The 21,783-nt window shown below is 73.8% G+C and carries 13 protein-coding genes; 11 read left to right on the forward strand and 2 right to left on the reverse strand.

Annotated elements, in window-relative coordinates:
- Positions 1–87 precede the first annotated feature (87 nt).
- The 11 genes from ACIPXM_RS23080 (at position 88) to ACIPXM_RS23130 (ending at position 19,548) form a co-directional block, all read left to right on the forward strand.
- On the forward strand, positions 88–1,110 hold the full coding sequence (locus ACIPXM_RS23080; protein ID WP_401658269.1) for an asparagine synthetase A: 1,023 nt from the start codon (positions 88–90) through the stop codon (positions 1,108–1,110).
- Positions 1,107–2,669, forward strand: a complete 1,563-nt coding sequence (locus ACIPXM_RS23085; RefSeq protein ID WP_401658271.1) for a glutamate synthase-related protein — start codon at positions 1,107–1,109, stop codon at positions 2,667–2,669. The genes ACIPXM_RS23080 and ACIPXM_RS23085 overlap by 4 nt, the downstream gene beginning before the upstream one ends.
- Positions 2,662–3,936 carry an MFS transporter gene (locus ACIPXM_RS23090; protein WP_401658273.1) on the forward strand — a complete coding sequence of 425 codons (1,275 nt, stop codon included), beginning with the start codon at positions 2,662–2,664 and terminating at the stop codon, positions 3,934–3,936. The genes ACIPXM_RS23085 and ACIPXM_RS23090 overlap by 8 nt, the downstream gene beginning before the upstream one ends.
- On the forward strand, positions 3,929–5,383 hold the full coding sequence (locus ACIPXM_RS23095; protein ID WP_401658275.1) for an amidase family protein: 1,455 nt from the start codon (positions 3,929–3,931) through the stop codon (positions 5,381–5,383). Before ACIPXM_RS23090 ends, ACIPXM_RS23095 begins: the two co-directional genes overlap by 8 nt.
- Positions 5,384–5,438: 55 nt before the next feature.
- On the forward strand, positions 5,439–5,645 hold the full coding sequence (locus ACIPXM_RS23100) for an MbtH family protein (protein WP_401658277.1): 207 nt from the start codon (positions 5,439–5,441) through the stop codon (positions 5,643–5,645).
- Positions 5,646–5,685: 40 nt separating this feature from the next.
- A complete protein-coding gene (locus tag ACIPXM_RS23105) occupies positions 5,686–12,216 on the forward strand; it encodes an amino acid adenylation domain-containing protein (protein ID WP_401658279.1) in 6,531 nt (2,176 codons plus the stop codon).
- Positions 12,213–16,223, forward strand: coding sequence for an amino acid adenylation domain-containing protein (locus tag ACIPXM_RS23110; RefSeq protein WP_401658281.1), 4,011 nt, complete (start codon positions 12,213–12,215; stop codon positions 16,221–16,223). The genes ACIPXM_RS23105 and ACIPXM_RS23110 overlap by 4 nt, the downstream gene beginning before the upstream one ends.
- 34 nt (positions 16,224–16,257) lie before the next feature.
- Complete coding sequence (locus ACIPXM_RS23115) at positions 16,258–16,653, forward strand: nuclear transport factor 2 family protein (protein ID WP_401658283.1); 396 nt, start codon at positions 16,258–16,260, stop codon at positions 16,651–16,653.
- A 48-nt stretch (positions 16,654–16,701) separates the two neighbouring features.
- A complete protein-coding gene (locus tag ACIPXM_RS23120; protein ID WP_401658285.1) occupies positions 16,702–17,790 on the forward strand; it encodes a branched-chain amino acid aminotransferase in 1,089 nt (362 codons plus the stop codon).
- Between the two features lie 88 nt (positions 17,791–17,878).
- Entirely contained in the window at positions 17,879–18,907 is a 1,029-nt protein-coding gene (locus ACIPXM_RS23125) for an aldo/keto reductase (protein ID WP_401658287.1), read from the forward strand.
- Positions 18,904–19,548, forward strand: a complete 645-nt coding sequence (locus ACIPXM_RS23130) for a hypothetical protein (RefSeq protein WP_401658289.1) — start codon at positions 18,904–18,906, stop codon at positions 19,546–19,548. Before ACIPXM_RS23125 ends, ACIPXM_RS23130 begins: the two co-directional genes overlap by 4 nt.
- 374 nt (positions 19,549–19,922) lie before the next feature.
- Here ACIPXM_RS23130 and ACIPXM_RS23135 read toward each other — a convergent pair whose 3' ends face one another.
- Together ACIPXM_RS23135 and ACIPXM_RS23140 are read right to left on the reverse strand one after the other, a co-directional pair.
- Positions 19,923–20,516 (reverse strand): metal-dependent phosphohydrolase, encoded by a 594-nt coding sequence (locus ACIPXM_RS23135; protein WP_401658291.1) that lies wholly within the window; start codon positions 20,514–20,516, stop codon positions 19,923–19,925.
- Positions 20,513–21,550, reverse strand: a complete 1,038-nt coding sequence (locus ACIPXM_RS23140; protein WP_401658293.1) for a GlxA family transcriptional regulator — start codon at positions 21,548–21,550, stop codon at positions 20,513–20,515. Before ACIPXM_RS23140 ends, ACIPXM_RS23135 begins: the two co-directional genes overlap by 4 nt.
- Positions 21,551–21,783: the final 233 nt, after the last annotated feature.

Consider the following 21,783-nt stretch of genomic DNA (forward strand, 5'->3'; position numbering starts at 1 on the left):
TCGCCTCCTCTCGCTTCCTTCCTCTCCTTTCTCTCCTTTCTCTCTTCCTGACCGACCGCCCGCACACGACCGACAGGACGCGTCACCATGACCCTCACCTCACCCGAGAAGACGACCACCGAGGCCGCCGCCCCGCTGCCGCCCGCCGACCCCCGGGAACACCTCACCTCGCCGGTGACCCGGGCCGCGCTGCGGGTGCAGCAGCAGCTGCTCGCCGGGGCGCGCGAATACCTCACCGGTGAAGGCTTCGCGGAGATGATGCCGCCGATCATCGGGCCGGTGACCGACCCCGGCATCCGTGGCTCCAAGCAGGTCGACCTGGACTTCTACGGCCACAAGTACAAGCTGATGACCAGCGCGATCCTTTACAAGCAGGCGTCGCTGCTCGCCTTCGACAAGATCTTCTGCATCGCGCCCAACGTGCGGATGGAGCCGCTGGAGACCGCCAACACCAGCCGGCACCTCGCCGAGTTCCACCAGATCGACGTCGAGATGGCCGGGGCGTCCCGGGACCAGATCACCGGGGTCGTCGAGGCGCTCGTCCGGCACTCCGTCGGCCGTGCGATCGCCGAACTCCCGGCGGAGTTCGAGCTGTTGGGCCGTGACACCAGCGTCTTCCAGAAGCTGCTCACCGAGGCGTTCGGCCGCCGCACCCACGCCGACGCGGTCGCCGAGCTGCGGTCCGGCGGGCACCCGCAGAGCGCCGACGCCGAGATCGACTGGCAGGGCGAGGTCATCGTCTCCGAGAACGCCGACCGCCCCTTCTTCCTCACCGACTACCCCAAGGGCTCGCGCGGCTTCTACGACCGCGAGAGCGCCGAACAGCCCGGTGTGCTGCGGAACTTCGACCTGATCGCGCCCGAGGGCTACGGCGAGCTGTGCAGCGGCAGCGAGCGCGAGTTCGACTACGGCCGGATCGTCACCCGGATGCGGGAGACCGGCGAGAACCCGGCCAAGTACGGCTGGTACCTGAAGATGGTCCGCGAGGGCATCCCCGGCTCCGCCGGTTTCGGCATCGGCGTCGAGCGGTTCACCCGCTACGTCACCGGCCTCGACGCCGCCTGGCAGGCCAACGCCTTCCCGAAGCTCCCGGGCCGGGTGTCGCCGTGAACGGAGCCCACGCGTCCGACGCGGCGGACAGACCCGCGTTCCGCACCCCCGGCCTCCCCGACGAGGCGATACGCGAGCGGGCCCGCCTCGGGACCGCCGCCGCCTTCCCCGACGTCACCGACTACGGCACCACCGCCTTCGGACAGGACCCCGGCCTCGGGACCGAGGTCCCGACCGACCCGATCGACGCGCTGCGCGTCACACCGCCCGTCTTCATGCCGCTGCGCCTGGAGAAGCTGATCGACCTGGCCCGCGAGCCGCTGCACTCGGACGTCGAACTCGCCACCGTCATCGGCGGGTTCGCCTCGCCGCTGCCCCTCTACCTGTCCGCCTTCGGCTCCACCAAGGCGGCCGGCACCGACCACGTCCTCGCCCTCAGCCGCCAGGCCGGACGGCTCGGCATCCCCATGGTCGTCGGCGAGAACATCATGCCGATCGCGGGGTACGGCCGTTCCGGCACCGCGGCCGACCCCGGTGCGCCGGGCCCCGACGGTACGGGTGACCCCGACCGTACGGGCGGCTCCGGCGAGCGGAGCGGGCGCACCGTCCTCGACCGGATCCGCGCCTACACGGCCGAACTCCCCGACGGGCTCGGCGGGCTCGTCGTCCAGCAGAGCACCGAGGACGCCGACGCCGAGGTGTGGAACCTGGTCTACAGCGACCCGGGCGCCCAGCCGCTGCTCGACAGCGGACGGCTCGCCTTCGAGCTGAAGACCGGACAGGGCGCCAAGCCGGGCCTCGGCGGTCTCACCGTCCTCGGCGCGGCCGAGGCCCGCCGGGTGGACGAGCAGTACGCCTTCGAGCCGGTCTACGGCGCCGACGCCGACCGGGTGCTGCGGTGCAGCAGCCCGGGCACCTTCACCGAGGAGATCCTGCGCCAGCAGATCCACCTCATGCGGAACAACTACCCGCGGGCCAGGGTCTGGGTGAAGCTCCACCCGGGCCGCGACATCGGCCACGCCGCCGCCGTCGCCTGGGCGGCCGGCGCCGACGCGGTCACCGTCGACGGCGCCGAGGGCGGCTCGGGCTGGGCCCCGCGCGCCTTCCTCGCCCAGGTGGGGCTGCCGCTCGGCGAGTGCCTGGCCCGGATCCGCGAGCGCACGGCCACGGACGCGGGCCTGCGCGCGGTCCTCACCGGGACGGCGGCCGGAACCGGGATCGGACTCGGCGGCGGATCCGGTACGGGCATGAGCCCGGGCACCGGCACCGGCCTGAGCACCGGCAGCGGCCTCGGCACCAGCCTCGGCCCCGACGCCCCCGCCCCCATCCCCTCCCTCCTCGCCTCCGGCCGGATCTGGGAGGGCGGCCGGGCCGTCAAGTGCCTGGCGCTCGGCGCGACCGCCGTCGGCCTCGGCCGGGGCGCGCTCGTCGCCGTCGACGAGGACCCGGAGCACGGACTCGTCCGGCTCGCCGAGTGCCTGGCCCTGGAACTGCGGCTGCTGATCAGCGCCGTCGGCAAGTACACCCCGAGGGCCCTGGGCCCCGAGGACCTGTGGGCGCCGCGGCCCCTCGTACCGGCGAACCTCGCGGCGGCACAGGAGGCGGTCGTCCATGAGTGACACCGACACGGGCGTGGAGACCGCCCCCGCACCCGAGGGCGGGCCGAAAGGCGCCGCCCGCCGGGGCCCCGGGCACTACCTGGGGCTCAACTACCTCACCTTCACCGGGGCGATGGGCCTCTCCGCGCTCGGCGACGCCGCCTGGTACGTGGCCCTCACCTGGACCCTGTCCCGCGAGGTCAGCGCCGCCGCGGCGGGCTCCCTCCTCGCCCTGTCCGCGCTGCCCCGGCTGATCGCGCTGCTCGGCGGCGGCGTGCTCGCCGACCGCACCGGGCCGCGCCGCATGATGGTCCTCGCCGACCTGGCCCGCTGCGCGGTGATGGTGGGCGCCGCCGGAATGCTGCTGCTCACCCGGCCCTCCGTGACGCTGCTCTTCGTCACCGCCGCACTCGTCGCCCTGATCAGCGCCTTCTTCATCCCCGCCTCCGGAGCCATCAAGCCGCTGCTCCTCGACGAAGCCCATCTGCTGCGCGGCAACGCCCTGTTCGTGCTCGGGCTGCGCGGCGGCCAGGCCGCCGGCGGACCCATCGGCGCCGCCATGATCAGCCTCGGCGGACTGCCGCTGATCGCCCTCACCAACGCCCTCGGATACGCGGCCTCCGCCTTCGCCAGCGCCAAGGTGAAACTCGTCCACGAAGTGCCGCCGCCACCCGAGCGCAAGCCGTTCCTGCGCGAACTCACCTTCGGCATCCGCTACTTGCGCGGCCAGCGGCACCTCTCCCTGATCCTCGTCGTGATCGCCCTCAACGAACTCAGCTGCGCCCCGCCGGTCAACCTCGGGCTCGTCCTGCTGTCCGACCGGACCGGGGCGGGCGCGGCCGGAGCCGGGTACCTGCTCACCGCGTACACCGTCGGCGCCGTCGCCAGCTCCTTCGTGACCATGCTGCTGCCGAAGGCGAAGCGGGTCGGCATCGCGCTGATCGTCGAGACCGCCCTCGCCGCCGTCTGCCTGGCCGCGCTCGGCGACGTCACCGCGCTCCCCGCGGGCCTCGTCCTCTACCTGCTCCTCGGCCTGGTCACCGGGCTCTCGGGCGTCATCCTCGTCTCCCTGACGCAGCAGTGGACCGGGGCGGAGGTGCGCGGCCGGGTGATGGCCGTGCTGTCCCTGGTCATCTTCGGCGCCGCCCCGCTCGCCAACGCCGCCTACGGCGTGGCGCTCGACTGGCTCGGCTTCGCCCCCACCCTGCGCGTCTTCGCCGCCCTGTGTCTCGCGGCCACGGCGATCGTCGCGCTCACTCCCACCCTGAGGAGCGCCCGCCTTGGCTGAACACGTCCGCGGCGAGTCACGCGTCAACGGATTCCCCGCCCTCACCGACCTCCACGAGCGGCTGCGCGACGGCTCGCTCACCAGCACCGCCCTCACCCGGCTCTGCCTGGACCGGATCGCCGCCGCCAACCCCGTGCTCAACGCGGTGCTCGCGATCGACGCCACCGCGCTCGACCAGGCGGCCGCCGCCGACGCCCGGTACGCCGCCGGGACCCCGTACGGGCCGCTCGACGGCATCCCGGTCCTGGTCAAGGACAGCATCGACACCGCGGGCTTCGCCAGCACGGCCGGCTCCCGGCTGCTCGCCGGGTCCCCGCCGCGCAGCGACGCCGCCGTCGTCGGACGGCTGCGCCGGGCCGGGGCGGTGGTGCTCGGCAAGACCAACCTCACCGAGTGGTCCAGCTTCCGCACCACCCAGGGCTGCGAGGGCTGGTCGGCGGTCGGCGGCCAGACCGTCAACCCGTACTCCGCGCAGCGCACCGCGTCCGGTTCGTCGTCCGGCTCCGCGGTGGCCGTCGCCACCGGCATGGCGCCGCTCGCGCTCGGCGCCGAGACCGACGGTTCGATCGTCAGCCCGGCCGGGCTCTGCGGGGTCGTCGGCCTCAAGCCGACGCCCGGGACGCTGCCGCTGGCGGGCGTCGTGCCGGTCTCCGACACCGAGGACTCGGTCGGCGTGTTCGCCGGGCGGGTCACCGACGCGGCCCTCGCCCTCGCGGTCCTGACCGGCCCGGACACGGTCGAGAGCGGCTCGGCGCCCCGCGCGCTCGAACTGCCGGTGCCGCTCGGCGGCCTCGGCCGCCGGATCGGACTGTGGCGGGTGCCCCGGATGCCCGCCCAGGTGACGGCCGTCCTCGACACCACCGCCGCGGGTCTGCGGGCCGCCGGATTCACCGTCGTCGACGTCGAGCTGACCGTCGAGCGGGACATCCTGATCGACGGACTGCGCGCCATGTACGCCGAGTTCACCCCCAGCCTGGAGCGTTACCTGGCCGGCCGGGACGGCGTGCCGCGCACCCTCGCCGAGATCGTCGAGGCCAACCGGGCCGACCCGGTCGAGCTGTCGCTGTTCGGCCAGGACCTGTTCGAGACCGTCCTCGGCCTCGGCGACCCCGACCGGGCCAAGGCGGTCGCCGACCGGGCCCGCGCGGTCGAACGCGCGGTGGCGCTGCTCGACGGCACGCTGCGCCGGTACGGGGTCGAGGCCCTGGTCGCACCCACCAACGAGCCCGCCTGGCTGGTCGACCACCAGCTCGGCGACCCGTACTCGCCGGGCAGCTCCACCCTCCCGGCGCTCGCCCGCCGCCCCAACGTCACCGTGCCCGCCGCCCAGAGCGGACTGCCCATCGGCATCTCGCTGTTCGGCCCGTCCGACGAGGGCGCGCTGCTCCAGCTCGCCCTGGAGGCCGAGCGCTCGCTGGCCCGCCAGCCGCACGCCCTCCTCGTCTGACCCGGCACGCCCGCCCCCGTCCCGAGAGAACACCCACCCCTCCCAGGAGTCCGCCATGAGCAACCCCTTCGACCGCGACGACATCGACTTCCTCGTCCTCGTCAACGACGAGAACCAGCACTCCCTGTGGCCCGCCCGCGCCGACGTCCCGGCGGGCTGGCGCACCGTGCACGGCCCCGCCGACCGGGCCGCCTGCCTCACGTACATCGAGAGCAACTGGACCGACATCCGGCCCCAGAGCTCGCTGACCGGCGCGGCCTGACCACCGCCACCCTCCCGAGGAAAGACCGATGGGAAGACCGATGACTCCGCTTTCCTACGCACAGGCACGGCTGTGGTTCCTCCAGCAGGTCGAGGGCCCCGGCCCCACCTACAACGTCCCCCTGACGGTCCGGCTGCGCGGCGCCCTCGACACCCGGGCGCTGCGGGCGGCGGTCCATGACGTCGTGACCCGGCACGAGGTGCTGCGCACGGTCTTCCCCGAGGCCGACGGCGAGCCCCGGCAGCGGACCCTGGACGCCGCCGAGACCAACGTGCCCTGGACCGTCACCGCCGTCACCGAGGACACGCTGACCGACGCCGTGCACCGGGCCGCCGCCGACGGCTTCGAGCTGGCCACCGAACTGCCGCTGCGCGTCCACCTGTTCCGGATCGACGCCGAGGACCACCTGCTCCTGGTCGTGATGCACCACATCGCCACCGACGGCTGGTCGCTGCGCCCGCTGCTCCGTGACGTCGCCGCCGCCTACGAGGCCCGGCTCGACGGCCGGGCGCCGATCTGGGAGCCGCTGCCCGTGCAGTACTCCGACTACACGCTCTGGCAGGAGGACCTGCTGGGCGCCGCCGACGACCCCGACTCGATGGTGCGGCGCCAGCTCGACCACTGGCGGGACGCGCTGGCCGGGCTGCCGGACGAGCTGCCCCTGCCGTACGACCGGAACCGGCCCGCGGTCGCCTCGTACCGGGGCGGTGTGGTGCGCGCCGGGCTCGACGCCGGGCTGCACCGGCGGATCGTCGCCTTCGGCCGGGAGAACCAGGCCACCGTGTTCATGGTGGTGCAGGCGGCCCTGGCCGGGCTGCTCGCCCGGCTCGGCGCGGGCACCGACGTGCCGCTCGGCACCCCGGTCGCGGGCCGCTCCGACGAGGCCCTGGACGACCTGGTCGGCTTCTTCGTGAACACCCTGGTGCTGCGCGCCGACCTGTCCGGCGACCCGAGCTTCCGCGAGCTGCTCGCCCGGGTGCGGTCGACGGACCTGGAGGCGTACGCCCACGCGGACCTGCCGTTCGAGCGCCTGGTGGAGGAGCTGAACCCGCCGCGCTCGCTGGCCCGGCACCCGCTGTTCCAGGTCATGCTGCTGCTCCAGAGCCATGAGCAGCCGGCCCTGCAACTCCCGGGCCTGACCGCGCACACCGAGGTCGTCGAGCTGGACGTGGCGAAGTTCGACCTGACGGTGGAGCTCGCCGAGACCTTCGCCGAGACGTTCGCCGAGGGCGGGGGAGCCGCGGGTGCCGGTGGGGAGGACCCGGCGGGCATCACCGTCCTCCTGAAGTACGCCACCGACCTCTTCGACCGGGACACGGTCGAGCGCCTCGGCGAGCGCCTGGTCCGGGTCCTCGGCCAGGCCCTCGCGGAGCCGGACCTGCCGGTCGCCCGCTGGGACGTGCTCTCGGCGGCGGAGCGGCGGGCGGTCCTCGGCACCTGGTCGGGCGCGGCCCCGGAGCGGCCCCAGGGCCCGGAGCAGGCGGCCTCAGCGGCCCCGGCCCCGGAACCGGCCGCCGCGCCCGCCGACCCGGAGCTCCGCGAGCCCGCCCCCGCCACCGTCCATGAGGTCTTCGCCCGCCGCGCCGCCGCCACCCCCGACGCGCTCGCCCTCGTCTCGGGCGACGAGCGCGTCCCGTACGGCGAACTCGACGCCCGTGCCAACCGCTTCGCCCGGCATCTCACCGCCGCCGGAGTGGCGCGCGGCGATGTCGTCGGCGTCCGGCTGCCGCGCTCGGCCGAGCTGGTCGTGGCCGTGCTCGGGGTGCTGAAGGCGGGCGGCACGTACACGATGCTCGACCCGGAGTTCCCGGTGGAGCGGATCGCGGCCGTGCTCGGCCAGACCGGCGCCCGGCTCGTCGTCACCGACAGCACGCTGGCCGGCCGGCTCCCCGCCGCCTTCACCGAGCTGGTCACCGACCGGGACGCGGCGACGGTCGCCGCCCTGGACGGCGGTCCGCTCCCGCCGGTCGCGGGTCCGTCCGACGGCGCCTGCGTGATGTTCACGTCCGGCTCCACCGGCACCCCGAAGGGCGTCGTCTCGCCGCACCGCGCGGTCGTCGGCACCCTCACCGGACAGGAGTACGTCGACTTCGGCGCCGACCAGGTGTGGCTCCAGTGCGCCCCGGTGTCCTGGGACGCGTTCGCGCTCGAACTGTTCGGGGCGCTGCTCTCCGGTGCCACCTGCGTCCTCCAGCCCGGCCAGCGGCCCGAACCGGCCGTCATCGCCCGCCTGGTGGCCGAGCACGCCGTCACCACCCTCCATGTGTCGGCGAGTCTGCTGAACTTCCTGCTCGACGAGTACCCGGCCGTCTTCGCCGGGCTCCGGCAGGTGATGACCGGCGGCGAGGCGGCCTCGGTGCCCCATGTGGCCAGGCTGGTACGGGAGTTCCCCGGGGTCCGGCTCGTGAACGGCTACTCGCCCGCCGAGTCCATGATCTTCACGGTCGCCCACCACGTCACCGGGGCGGACACGGAGGCCGCCCCGACCGCCTCGGCCGCCCCGACCGCCTCGGCCGCCCCGACCGCCTCGGCCGTCTCGATCCCGGTCGGCCGCGCCCTCTCCGGCAAGCGGCTCTACGTCCTGGACGACGAGCTCGGCCCGGTCGCCCCCGGCGTCATCGGCGAGCTGTACATGGGCGGGATCGGCCTCGCCCACGGCTATGCCGCCCAACCGGGCCTGACCGCAGGGCGGTTCGTGGCCTGTCCGTTCGGGCCGCCCGGCGAGCGGATGTACCGGACCGGCGACCTGGTGCGCTGGCGCGCCGACGGCGTCCTCGAATTCCACGGCCGGGCCGACGACCAGGTGAAGATCCGGGGCTTCCGGGTCGAACCCGGCGAGATCCAGAGCGTCCTCGCCGGCCATCCCGAGGTCGGCAGGGCCGCCGTGGTCGTCCGCGAGGACACCCCCGGCGACAAGCGGCTCGTCGGCTACGTCGTGCCCGCCGACCCGGCGCACGCCCCCGACCCGGCCGCCCTGCGCGCCCATGTGGCCGACCGGCTCCCCGACTACATGGTCCCGGCCGCCCACGTCGTGCTCGACGCCCTGCCCCTCACCCCCACCGGCAAGCTCGACCGGCGGGCCCTGCCCGCCCCCGCGTACGCCTCACGGGAGGGCGGCCGGGCCCCGCGCGACGAGCGCGAGGAAACGCTGTGCGCGCTGTTCGCCGAGATCCTCGGCCACGACCGCGTGACGATCGACGACGACTTCTTCGACCTCGGCGGCCACTCGCTCCTCGCCGCCAAGCTCATCACCCGCCTCCGCTCCGCCCTCGGCGTCGAACTCGCCGTGGTGGACCTGTTCGAGGCACCCACGGTTTCCGAATTCGCGGCGCGCACCATCGACGCCCGCCGAGCGCGAAAGGGTTCCAGCGTCATGGACCGTCCCGAGGACATTCCCCTCTCCTACGCCCAGCGCAGACTGTGGTTCCTCAACAAGATGGAGGGACCCAACTCGACCTACAACGTCGCCTTCGCCATCCGGCTGCGCGGCAAGCTGGACGTCGAGGCCCTGCGCACCTCGATCTTCGACGTGGTGGCCCGGCACGAGGCGCTGCGCACCGTGTTCGTCGAGCTGGAGGGCGAACCGCACCAGCGGGTCATGCCCACGGCCGACGCGCGGGTCAGCGTCGAGGTCACCCAGGTCGAGGCCGACGGACTCGTCGTCGCCCTCGACACCGCCTCCCGCTACACCTTCGACCTCGGCACCACCCTCCCGGTGCGCGCCGACATCTTCGTGGTCAGCCCGACCGAGCACGTGCTGCTCCTGGTCATGCACCACATCGCCAGCGACGGCTGGTCCATGGGCCCGGTCCTGCGCGACCTGACCTACGCCTATGCCGCCCGCAGCGCGGGCGACACCCCGGTCTGGGAGCCGTTGCCCGTGCAGTACGTCGACTACACCCTCTGGCAGCAGGACCTGCTCGGCGATCCGGACGACCCGGACAGCATCATCGCCCGCCAGCTGGACTACTGGCGGGAGGCCCTCGACGGCCTGCCCGAGGAGACCGTGCTGCCGGTCGACCGGCCGCGCCCCTCCGACCCCACGCACCGCGGCGAGATAGCCGAGGTGATGCTCAGCAAGGAGCTGCACCGGCGGGTCCTCGCCTTCGCCCGGGAGTCCCAGGCGACCGTCTTCATGGTGATCCAGGCGGCCGTGTCCGGCCTGCTCACCCGGCTCGGCGCGGGCACCGACGTGCCGCTCGGCACCCCCGTCGCCGGCCGCACCGACGAGGCCCTGGACGACCTGGTCGGCTTCTTCGTCAACACCCTGGTGCTGCGCTCGGACGTGTCCGGCGACCCGACCTTCCGCGAGCTGGTGGCCCGGGTCCGCAACACCGACCTGGAGGCCTACGCCCACGCCGACGTGCCCTTCGAGCGCCTGGTGGAGGAGCTGAACCCGCCGCGCTCGCTGGCCCGCCACCCGCTGTTCCAGATCATGCTGGTGGTCCAGAACAACGCCGAGGCGAAGCTGACGCTGCCCGGGATCGAGGTCCAGGTCGACCCGGTGCTGACCGGCTCCGCCAAGTTCGACCTCACCTTCGGCTTCACCGAGACCTTCGACGCGAACCGGGAGCCCGCGGGCATCCTCACCGTCGTCGAGTACGCCACCGACCTGTTCGACGGCGCCTCCATCGAGGCCCTGGTGGCCCGGCTCGAACGGCTCATGGAGGCCCAACTGGACGACCCCGACCTGCCGGTGGGCCGCTGGGAGGTGCTGTCCGGCGCCGAGCGCACCGCGCTGCTCGACGACTGGGCGGGCGACGACGCCGAGTTCCCCGCCGAGTCCTGCGTGCACGAGGTGTTCTCGCGCCGTGCGGCGGCCACCCCCGACGCCACCGCGCTCGTCTTCGAGGGCGAGCGGGTCAGCTACCGCGAACTGGAGGAGCGCTCCAACCGGATGGCCCGCCATCTGACCGCCTCCGGGGTGCGGCGCGGCGACGTCGCCGGGGTGTACCTGCCGCGCTCGGTGGACCTGGTGGTGGCCGTGCTCGGCCTGCTGAAGGCGGGCGGCACGTACACGATGCTCGACCCGGAGTTCCCGGTGGAGCGGATCGCCGTGGTCCTCGGCCAGACCGGCAGCGGTCTGCTGATCACCGAGAGCGCCCTCGCCGGCCGGCTCGACGGCTACACCGAGGTCGTCATCGACCGGGACGCCGCCGCGATCGCCGCCCTGGACGCCGGACCGGTCGAGCGGATCGCGGGCCCCTCCGACGGCGCCTGCGTGATGTTCACGTCCGGTTCCACCGGCACCCCGAAGGGCGTCGTCTCGCCGCACCGCGCGGTCGTCGGCACCCTCACCAACCAGCGCAGCCTGCCGTTCGGCGCCGACGACGTCTGGCTCCAGTGCGCCCCCGTCTCCTGGGACGCCTTCGCCCTCGAACTCTTCGGCGCGCTGCTCACCGGCGCCACCTGCGTCCTCCAGCCCGGCCAGCGCCCCGAACCCGCGCTGATCTCCCGGCTCGTCCACGAGCACGCCGTCACCTCGCTGCACGTCTCGGCGAGCCTGCTGAACTTCCTGCTCGACGAGTACCCGGGCGTCTTCGCCGGACTGCGCCACGTGATGACCGGCGGCGAAGCCGCCTCCATCCCCCATGTGATGCGCCTGGTACGGGAGTTCCCGCGGCTCCGGCTCGTCAACGGCTACTCGCCCGCCGAGTCCATGATCTTCACCGTCGCCCACCACATCACCGAGGCCGACGCGGACGCCGCCTCCATCCCGGTCGGCCGCGCCCTCTCCAACAAGCGCCTCTACGTCCTCGACGACCAGCTCAACCTGGCCGCCCCCGGCGTCATCGGCGAGCTCTACATGGGCGGCGTCGGCCTCGCCCACGGCTACGCGGGACAGGCCGCGCTCACCGCCGGGCGCTTCGTCGCCTGCCCCTTCGGCACACCCGGCGAGCGCATGTACCGCACCGGCGACCTGGTCCGCTGGCGCGCCGACGGCATCCTGGAGTTCCACGGCCGCGCCGACGACCAGGTCAAGATCCGCGGCTTCCGGGTCGAACCCGGAGAGATCCAGAACGTCCTCGGCAGCCACCCCGAGGTCGGCCAGGCCGCCGTCGTCGTCCGCGAGGACACCCCCGGCGACAAGCGCCTCGTCGCCTACGTCGTCCCCGCCGACCCGGCCGTCGTGCCCGAGCCCGCCTCGATGCGCGCCCACCTCACCGACCGGCTCCCCGAGTACATGATCCCCGCCGGGTACGTCACCCTCGACGCCTTCCCGCTCACCCCCACCGGCAAGCTCGACCGGCGCGCGCTGCCCGCCCCCGCCTACGAGTCCCGGGAGGGCGGCCGGGCCCCGCGCAACGAGCGCGAGGAGAAGCTGTGCGGCCTGTTCGCGGAGATCCTCGGCCGCGACACCGTCACCATCGACGACAACTTCTTCGACCTCGGCGGCCACTCGCTGCTCGTCACCCGCCTGATCAGCCGGGTCAGATCGGTGCTCAGCGCCGAACTCACCATCAAGGCCGTCTTCGAGTCACCGACCGTCGCGGGCCTCGCCGACCAGCTGACCACCGCCCCGAAGGCCCGCCCCATGCTCCGGGCCCGCAGGAGGGAAGGCTCCTCGTGATACCCCTGTCCTTCGCCCAGCGCCGCCTGTGGTTCTTCGAACAGGCCCACGGTGCGACCGCCGCGTACAACCTGCCCTTCGCGCTCCGGCTGCGCGGCACCCTCGACGAGGCCGCGCTGCGCACCGCGCTCACCGACGTCGTCGACCGGCACGAGGTGCTGCGCACCCTGTGCCTGGCCGTCGAGGACGAGCCGTACCAGCGCGTCCTCGACAGCGGCGAACGCGAGGTGCCCTGGCTGGTCTCGCCCTGCGCCCCCGGCGAACTCACCGAGGCGCTCGCCGCCGCCGGCCGGATCGGCTTCGACCTCGCCACCGAACTCCCGCTGCGCGCCCACCTCTTCGAGACCGGCCCCGACGACCGCACGCTGCTCCTCGTGATGCACCACATCGCGACGGACGGCTGGTCCCTCGGCCCCCTGGTGCGTGACCTGGCCGCCGCCTACACGGCGCGGCTCGCCGGGCACGCGCCGGTCTGGGAGCCGCTGCCCGTGCAGTACTCCGACTACACCCTGTGGCAGCAGGACCTGCTCGGGGAGCCCGACGACCCGGACAGCATCATCGCCCGCCAGCTCACCCACTGGCGGGACACCCTGGCGGGGCTCCCGGACGAGTCGGCGCTGCCGACCGACCGGGCCCGCCCGGCCCAGCCCTCGCACCGCGGCGGCGCCACCACCCTCACCACCGGCGCCGAACTCCACCGGCGGCTCCTCGCCCTGGCCCGTACCGAACAGGCCACCGTGTTCATGGTGGTGCACGCCGCCCTCCTCGCCCTGATGCACCGGGTCGGCGCGGGCGACGACCTCGCCATCGGCACCGCCACCGCGGGCCGCACCGACGACGCCCTCGACGACCTGGTCGGCTTCTTCGTCAACACCCTCGCCCTGCGCACCGACCTGTCCGGCGACCCGACCTTCCGCCAACTCGTCGCCCGGGTACGGGAAGTGGACCTGGAGGCGTTCGCCCACGCCGACGTGCCCTTCGACCGGCTCGTGGAGGAGCTGAACCCGGCCCGCTCGCTCACCCGCCACCCGCTGTTCCAGATCATGCTGCTGGTCCAGCAGGAGAAGTCCGGCGACGCGCTGCGGCTGCCCGGCCTCTCCGTCGACCCGGTCGGCGCGGGTACCGGCGCCGCCAAGTCCTTCGACCTGACCATCGCCATCGGCGACACCTACGACGCCGCGGGCGAGCCGTCCGGGCTCAGCCTCAACGTCGACTTCATGGCCGACCTGTTCGACATGGCCACCGTCGACACCCTCATCGAACGCCTCGCCCGGCTCCTCGACGACGCCCTCACCCGCCCCGACGTCCCCATCGGCGAACTCGGCGTCCTCTCCGCCGGTGAACTCGCCGCCCTGCCCGCCCGCTGGACCGGGCCCACCGTCGACGTGCCCCCCGGCACCCTCGTCCCGGACGCCGTCGCCGCCCACGCCCGCCGCCGCCCCGGGGCCACCGCCCTCACCTGCGGCACCGAACACCTCACCTACGCCCAGCTCGACGCCCGCGCCAACCAGCTCGCCCACCACCTCGTCGACCGGGGCGTCCGCCCCGGCGACCTGGTCGGGGTGTGCCTCGGCCGCGGCACCGACATGATCGTCGCGCTGCTCGGCAGCCACCGCGCGGGCGCCGCCTACGTACCCCTCGACGCCGGCTATCCGGCCGACCGGCTCGCCTTCCTCATCGAGGACTCCCAGGCCGCCGCCATCATCACCGGCGGCGCCGAACGGGCCCTCGTCCCCGACACCGGGGCCGTCCTCGTCGACCTCACCGCCGACGCCGCCGCCCTGGCCGCCCGCCCCGGCACCCCGCCCGGGATCACCGTCCCGGACGACTCCGCCGCGTACGTCATCTACACCTCGGGCTCCACCGGCCGCCCCAAGGGCGTCGTCGTCGAACACCGCAACCTCGCCGACCTGTGCCGCTGGCTCGGCCAGGAGTACGCGATCACCCCCGGCGACCGGGTCAGCCAGGTCGCCACCCAGGGCTTCGACGCCTCCGTGATCGAGATCTGGCCCGCCCTGTTCGCGGGCGCCGCCCTGTGCGTCGCCGAACAGGACGTCCTCGACGACGCCGACGCCCTGGTCGACTGGGTCGCCGACGCGGGCATCACCTTCCTCCTGCTGCCCACCCCGCGCGTCGACCTCGTCCTCGACGACCTCACCGACCGGGCTCCCGCCCTGCGCTTCGTCTACTGCGGCGGCGACGTGCTGCGCAACCGGCCGCGCCCCGGCGCGTCCTTCGTCTTCACCAACATGTACGGGCCCACCGAGTGCACCGTCGCCGCCACCGCCGGAGCCGTCGCCCCGCAGGGCACGCCCGGCGCCGAGGGCCTGCCCGACATCGGCGGCCCGGTCGCCAACACCCGCACCTATGTGCTCGACGACCGGCTGCGGCCCGTCCCCGACGGGGTGCGCGGCGAGCTGTACCTGGCGGGCGCGGGCGTCGCCCGCGGCTACCTGCGGCGCCCCGGCCTCACCGCCGGACGCTTCGTCGCCGACCCGTACGGGCCGCCCGGCACCCGGATGTACCGCACCGGCGACGCGGTCAGCCGCCGGGCCGACGGACGGCTCGTCTTCGCCGGACGCACCGACCAGCAGGTCAAGCTGCGCGGCCTGCGCATCGAGACCGGCGAGATCGAGTCCGTGCTCGCCCGCCACCCCGACGTCGGCGCCGCCGTGGTCCGGGTCGGCCCCGGCCGGGGCGGGGCGGAGGCCCTGCTCGCCCACGTCATCCCGGCCGGCACGGGCCCCGGCACCACCCGCCCCGACCCGGTGGCACTGCGCGCCTTCGCCGCCGAACGGCTGCCCGGCTTCATGGTCCCGGCGCACCTCATGGTTCTGGACGCCTTCCCGCTCACCCCCAACGGCAAGATCGACACCCGCCGCCTCCCGGCCCCCGACCCGGACGCCGCCTCGGGCTCCGTGGATCCGTCCGGCTCCTCGGCCGGGGCCGCCTTCCGCCCGCCCCGCACCGAACGCGAGCACCTGCTCTGCGGGATCTTCGCCGACGTGCTGCGCACCGAACGGCGGGTCGGCGCCGACGACAGCTTCTTCGACCTCGGCGGCCACTCGCTCCTCGCCACCCGCCTCAGCAGCCGCATCCGGGCCGCGTTCGGCGTCCGGCTGGGCCTGCGCACCCTGTTCGAGACACCCACCCCGGCCGGACTCGCGGACCGCCTCGACCACGCCTCCGACCCGGCCGAACCGCACGGCGTCCTGCTCCCGCTGCGCACCACCGGCAGCCTCCCGCCGCTGTTCTGCGTCCATCCCTCGGCCGGCGTCGGCTCGGTCTACTCGGGCCTGCTCACCGCCCTCGCACCCGAACAGCCGGTGTACGCCCTCCAGTCCCGCGCCCTCGCCGACCCCGGCGCGGCGCCCGGCTCGATCAGCGCCATGGCCGCCGACTACCTCACCGAACTCCGCGCGGTCCGCCCGCACGGCCCGTACCACCTGCTCGGCTGGTCGTTCGGCGCGGGAGTCGCCCACGAGATGGCCGTCCAACTCCAGTCGGACGGCGAGGAGGTGGGCCTCCTCGCGATGCTGGACGGCTACCCGCCGGACCCCTCCTGGGACCGCCTGTGGCAGCCGGAGGACCCGCACACCCTGGCGGCGCTCCTGGCCAACCTGGGCTGGGACGCCGGGAAGTGGGGCGACGCGGGTGTCACGTACGGCAGCTACCTCACGGCGGTACGGGACCCCCAGGGGCCCCTCGGCGGGCTCCCGGCGGACATCGCGGCCGCCCTGCCGCGCGCCTTCGCGGCCAACCTCAGCCTGCTGCCCGGCTTCACCCCGGGCACCTTCCGCGGCGACGTCCTGTACTTCCACGCCACGGCCGACAAGACCGCCCGCTCCCCGCACCCGGACGCGTGGCACCCGTACCTGACGGGCGGCCTCGACCTGCACCCGGTGGACTGCGACCACGGCGCGATGGTGGGCGCCGAGGCGCTCGCGCTGATGGCGGGCCGCCTGCGGTCGGCGCTGCGCGCCCCCCAACCGGTCCCGACCCCCTGACCTCTCCCCTCGAATCCCTCTCTGAGGAGGCGACATGACCACGGCAGCGACACATCCCTTCGGCGAGACGGGCACGAGCCCGGGCGTGCGACAGGTGCTGCGCTTCTACGCGTACGTGGACGGCGGCGACGCGGTCGCCATGTCCGAACTGTTCGCGCCGGAGGCCGTCTACACCCGCCCCGGGTACGAGCCGTTCCTCGGCCCGGCCGGACTGCTCCGCTTCTACACGGTGGAGCGCACGATCCGGGAGGGCGGCCACGTCCTCGACCGGATCGTCGAACAGGGCCGGGACATCGGGGTGTTCGGCGAGTTCCACGGCGTGCTGCACAGCGGGGCGCCGGTGGACCTGAGGTTCGCGGACTACTTCGGCCTGGGCGAGGACGGCCTGTTCGTCCGCAGGGACACGTACTTCTTCGCCCCCCTGGCCTGACCCGCTCTCTTCCCTTCTTCTCTTCTCTCTTCCCCTCAAGGAGCAGTCATGACGTCCGTCATCGAGTCCCCGGTCGAGTCCCCGATGGAGTCCGCGGTGAACAAGGTCGTGCAGAACCCGGGCCACGGTGAGTCCTTCACCGACCACATGATCAGCATGGAGTGGTCCGAGGAGGGCGGCTGGACCAGCCCGGTCCTGATGCCGCTGTCCGACATCGTGATCCACCCCGGCATGATCGGCCTGCACTACGGCCAGGTGACCTTCGAGGGCCTGAAGGCGCACCGCCGCTCGGACGGCCGGATGGGCGTCTTCCGGCCGTACGACCACGCCCGCCGCTTCCAGCGCTCGGCCCGCCGCCTGGCGATGCCGGAGCTGCCGGAGGAGACCTTCGTGGCCGCGGTCGACCAGCTGATCGCGGTGGACGAGGTGCACCTGTCGACCGACCCGAGCCACAGCATCTATCTGCGCCCGTTCATGTTCGCGACGGACACCACCCTGATGCTGCGGCCCTCGCGGACGTACCGGTTCCTGCTGATGGCGTTCGTGGCGGGCGGGTTCTTCGGCGAGAACGTCGAGTCGGTGTCCGTGATGATCAGCCACGACTACGTCCGGGCGTTCCCCGGCGGCACCGGCGACGTGAAGATCGCGGGCAACTACGCCCCGTCCTTCCTGGCCCAGCAGCAGGCCGAGGCGGCCGGCTGCCAGCAGGCCGTGTGGCTGGACGCGATCGAGCGCCGGTACGTCGAGGAGATGGGCGGCATGAACATGTTCCTGGTCCGGGGGACCGGGGCCGACGCCCACATCGTCACCCCGGAGCTGACCGGCACGCTGCTGCCGGGCGTCACCCGCAACACCCTCCTGACGGTCGCCGAGCGGCTCGGCTACACGGCGAGCACCGAGCGGATCACGGTCGACCAGTGGCGCGAGGAGTGCGCGGCGGGGACCATCACCGAGGTCTTCGCCTGCGGCACGGCGGCCGTGGTGACGCCGGTCGGCGCGGTACGGGACGCGAAGGGCGGCGACTGGACGATCGGCGACGGCCGCCCGGGCCCGGTGACGCTGCGGATGCGGCAGGCCCTCGTGGACCTCCACCACGGCGACCTGGCGGACCCGGACGGCTGGCTGCACCTGGTCTGACCGGGGCAGCGGGGGCCCGCGCGCCGGGCCCCCGCCCCCGGCCCCACCCATCGGCCGATCGTCACGCGCGGGGGAGAGCTTCCATTCCATGCACGCCAACAACAGCCACAGCCACAGCAGCAACAGCACCAGAAACAGAAACAACAGCAGCAACAGTGATGTCCTGCCCCTTCGGGTCTTCCCGCTCTGCCTCGGGGGGAGCGTGTTCGGCTGGACGGCGGACACGGCCATGTCCCACCGGGTGTTGGACCGGTACGCCGAGGCGGGCGGCAACTTCCTGGACACAGCGGACAGTTACTCGCAGTGGGCGCCGGGGAACGAGGGCGGCGAGTCGGAGCGGGTGATCGGCGCCTGGCTGGCCGGCCGCCCGGCCCGGGACCGGGACCGGATGGTGATCGCGACGAAGGCGGGCCGCTCGGAACGGCTGCCGGGGCTCGACGCCAGGACGGTCCGGCGGGCGGCCCAGGAGTCGCTGCGGCGCCTCGGCGTCGACCGTATCGACCTCTTCTACGCGCACATCGACGACGCGGCGGTGCCGTTCGCGGAGACGCTGGGGGCGTTGGACGAGCTGGTACGGGAGGGCCTGGTCGGCCGGATCGGGGTCTCCAACATCTCGGGCCCGCGCCTGGCCGAGTCTTTGGCGGCGGCGGACGCGGCGGGCCTGCCCCGCTACGGGGTGCTGCAGACGCCGTACAACCTGGTCAGGCGGGCGGAGTTCGAGGGCGGGCTGCTGCCGGTGTGCCGGGCGGCGGGGCTGGCGACGGTGCCGTACTTCGCCCTGGAGCAGGGCTTCCTGACCGGCAAGTACCGGGAGGGCCGTGCGGTGCCGGGCCCGCGCGAGGCGGCGGCGTCGGCGCCGGGCCGTACGCCGCTCGGCCGGTCGGTCCTCGCGGCCCTGGACGAGATCGCCGCCGACCGCGGCACCGCCCCGGCCGCGGTGGCCCTGGCCTGGCTGGCCGCCCAGCCGACGGTCCTGGCCCCGCTGGCGAGCGCCCGTACCCCCGCCCAGCTGACCGAACTGCTCGCGGGCGCGGCGCTGACCCTGACCCCGGCGGAGCTGGCGTCCCTGGACCTGGCGTCCCTGCCCCCCACCGTGAAGGAGTGCGAAGCCGCATGACGACGTTTGCCCGCCCCACCCTTCTCGGGGCCCCCTCCGCCACCCTGACGACGGTCGTGGTGGCCCACGCCCAGCTGGCCGCGTTCCGTCAGGCGGCCCGCGAGGAGTACCGCGCCTGCACCCCCGAGGCCCCGCCCGCCCACTTCGCGGTCCTGGTCGGCACGGTCGAGGACGACGCGGCCCATGTCATCCGCGTCGAACACGCGGAGAACGTCCGCGCGGTCGACGCGACGGCCCGCGCCGAGTTCGCGGCCTCGATCGTCCCCTGCTTCGGCGCGGCCTACGCCAACACCCGCCGCGGCTACTGGTGTTCGTCCCGCGACCTGCTCCGCATCCACCGCGCGGCGGACCGGGACGGCCTTGATGTGATCGGCTCGATCCACCTCCACCCGGACTGGCACCACATCGGCCCCCCACCGGAGCGCACCCTCCGCATCAGCCAGCGCCCCACCCCGATGGACCGCCACATGTTCGCCGAGACCGGCTACCCGGTGAACATGATCTGCTACCTCGAATCCCCACCGACCCCCACCCCCGACCCGGGGCACGGGCCGACGGAGTTCCTGGCGGCCTGGTCCCCACCGGAAACCCCGGGGGCGTCCGACTGCCCGGAACTGACGATCAAGTACCGGGACTCCTGAGGGCGCAGCCGTACCGCTCGGCGAGCGCGTCGACGGCCGCCAGGACGACGGTGCGCACAGGTCCCCTCCTGCACAGAAGGATTCCCGCCGCACAAAGCCAGAGGGCCGGTACCTGACGGTACCGGCCCTCTGACCTGTTACTTGGCTGTCGGGGTGGCGGGATTTGAACCCACGACCTCTTCGTCCCGAATGAGGTTCGGCCCAGTCCCTCACCACCCGCCTCGCCAATTTACCTGGTCGCGGCGTTGGCGTGCCGAGGGTTCGGGCGGTCTCGCGGGGGCTCGGGGAGCCGGTCGGCTCCCGGACGGCTCCCAGGGGATGTGCCTGTGCCCCCACCGGGGGGCCGATGAGGGTCCCCCCCCATACGCGCCGGGTCAGGCGTGGCGCAGCATGTCGAGGAGGTGGAAGTCGCGGACCAGTACGGCGGTGGTGCAGTGGGGTTTGTGCCGGGCCTCGCGGGTGAAGGCGTCGCGCAGGAAGGGCGTGAGTCCCTGGGGCGGGTGGGTTTCGAGGACCAGGTCGAGCGTCTCGTCGGGGATCTCGTCCAGGCGGAGGCCGAGGACGTCGGCGGCGGAGCCGAGGTGGACGCCGGCGACTTCGGGGCGGTGGTCGTCCCCGGTGGTGAGGTCGAGGTGGAGGCGGATCGCGTCGTGGACCAGGCCGGCGAGTTCCGCGGGTGCGCCGTGCCGGACGAGCGCCTCGTGGGCCACGGTCGCGCCGTGTTCCTCGAAGGGCGTCGAGGGGTGCTCCCACGCCGGGGTGAGGCCCAGGTCGTGGAGTGCCGCGCCGAGGAAGAGGACTTCGCGGTCCGGGGCCAACCCGCGGCGGTGGAGGATCGCCTCGGCGTAGGCGTACGTGCGGTGGCAGTGGGCCACCAGCGCCGGCGGCGCGGCGGCGAGCAGCATCCGCTCGGCGAGGTCCGCGAGAGGGGTGTCGGGGCGCCGGGCGAGCGCGGGGGCGGAGGTCATGGGGTCTCGTTCTCCTGGAGGGTGTCGGCCGTCGCGGGCGCGGGCGTGGCCGTGCTGGTGAAGTGCCGGCGGTAGGTCTGCGGCGTGACGGAGGTGTGGCGTTTGAACGCGCGGTGGAAGCTGTGGACGGAACCGAAGCCGCAGCGCGTTCCGATGGCCGCGAGGGTGAGGTCGCTCTCCTGGAGGAGACGGCGTGCGGCGTGGACGCGCTGGGCGTCGAGATAGGCGGCCGGGGTACTGCCGGTCTCACGGACGAAGACCCGGGCGAACTGGCGCTCGCCCACTCCCATCCGGGCGGCGAGGGCGGGAACCGTCAGCCGCTCGGAGAGGTGCGCGTCGATCCACGCGAGGAGCTCCGCGATGTCGGTACGGGCCGTGCTCTGCCGCTTCAAGGGCGTGCTGAACTGACTCTGGTCACCCGGCCGTTGCAAGTACATCACCATCCACTTGGCGGTCGACAGCGCGTGCCTGCGCCCGTGGTCGTCGGAGACGAGCGCCAGGCTCATGTCGATGCCCGCGCTTACTCCGGCCCCCGTCCACACGGGGTCGGCCCGCACGTAGACGGCGTCGGAGTCCACGGTCACCTCAGGGTGCCGCTCGGCCAGAGCCTCGGCCGTGGCCCAGTGCGTCGTGGCCCGCCTGCCGTCGAGCAGTCCCGCCGCGGCGAGGGTGTGCGCGCCGGCGCAGACCGACACCACCCGCCGTACGCGGGGTGCGACCCGCGCGACCCAGGCCAGGACGTCGGGGTCGACGACGGCTTCGACGCTATCGGGACGGATCCCGAGCCCGCCCGGTACGACGAGGGTGTCCACCCCCTCGCCGTCCGAGTCGGCGAAGGTGCGGTCGGCCAGCAGCCGGACGCCGCCCGCGCACTCGACCGGCGCGGGCCCGGCGGAGGCGAGCTCGACGGCGTAACCCCGCCCGGATCCGGCCAGCAGACGGCTCGCCGTGGAGAACACCTGCGCGGGTCCTGTGACGTCCAGCGACTCCACTCCGTCGAAGACGGCGATCACGATCCTGCGCGGCTTGCTCATGCGGCCCATCCTCGTCCGGGCCGGAGATGACGGCAATGTCATGGTTATCGCAGATCCAGACACCCGCCGAGGAGGGGAACGAGGAGGGAAAGAGGAGGGAGGTTCGGGGGCAGAGGCCGGGGCGTCTGTCATCGCTCCGGCTGGGGGTCACCCGTTCGGTCCTGTTCGATGGCCGGTGCGGCAATGGGCGGGAAGCGTGGTCCGTACGTCAGAGGCCGGGGGAGACCGCCGGC

The sequence above is a fragment of the Streptomyces sp. NPDC090025 genome, from assembly GCF_044748125.1.
Taxonomy (GTDB): Bacteria; Actinomycetota; Actinomycetes; order Streptomycetales; family Streptomycetaceae; genus Streptomyces.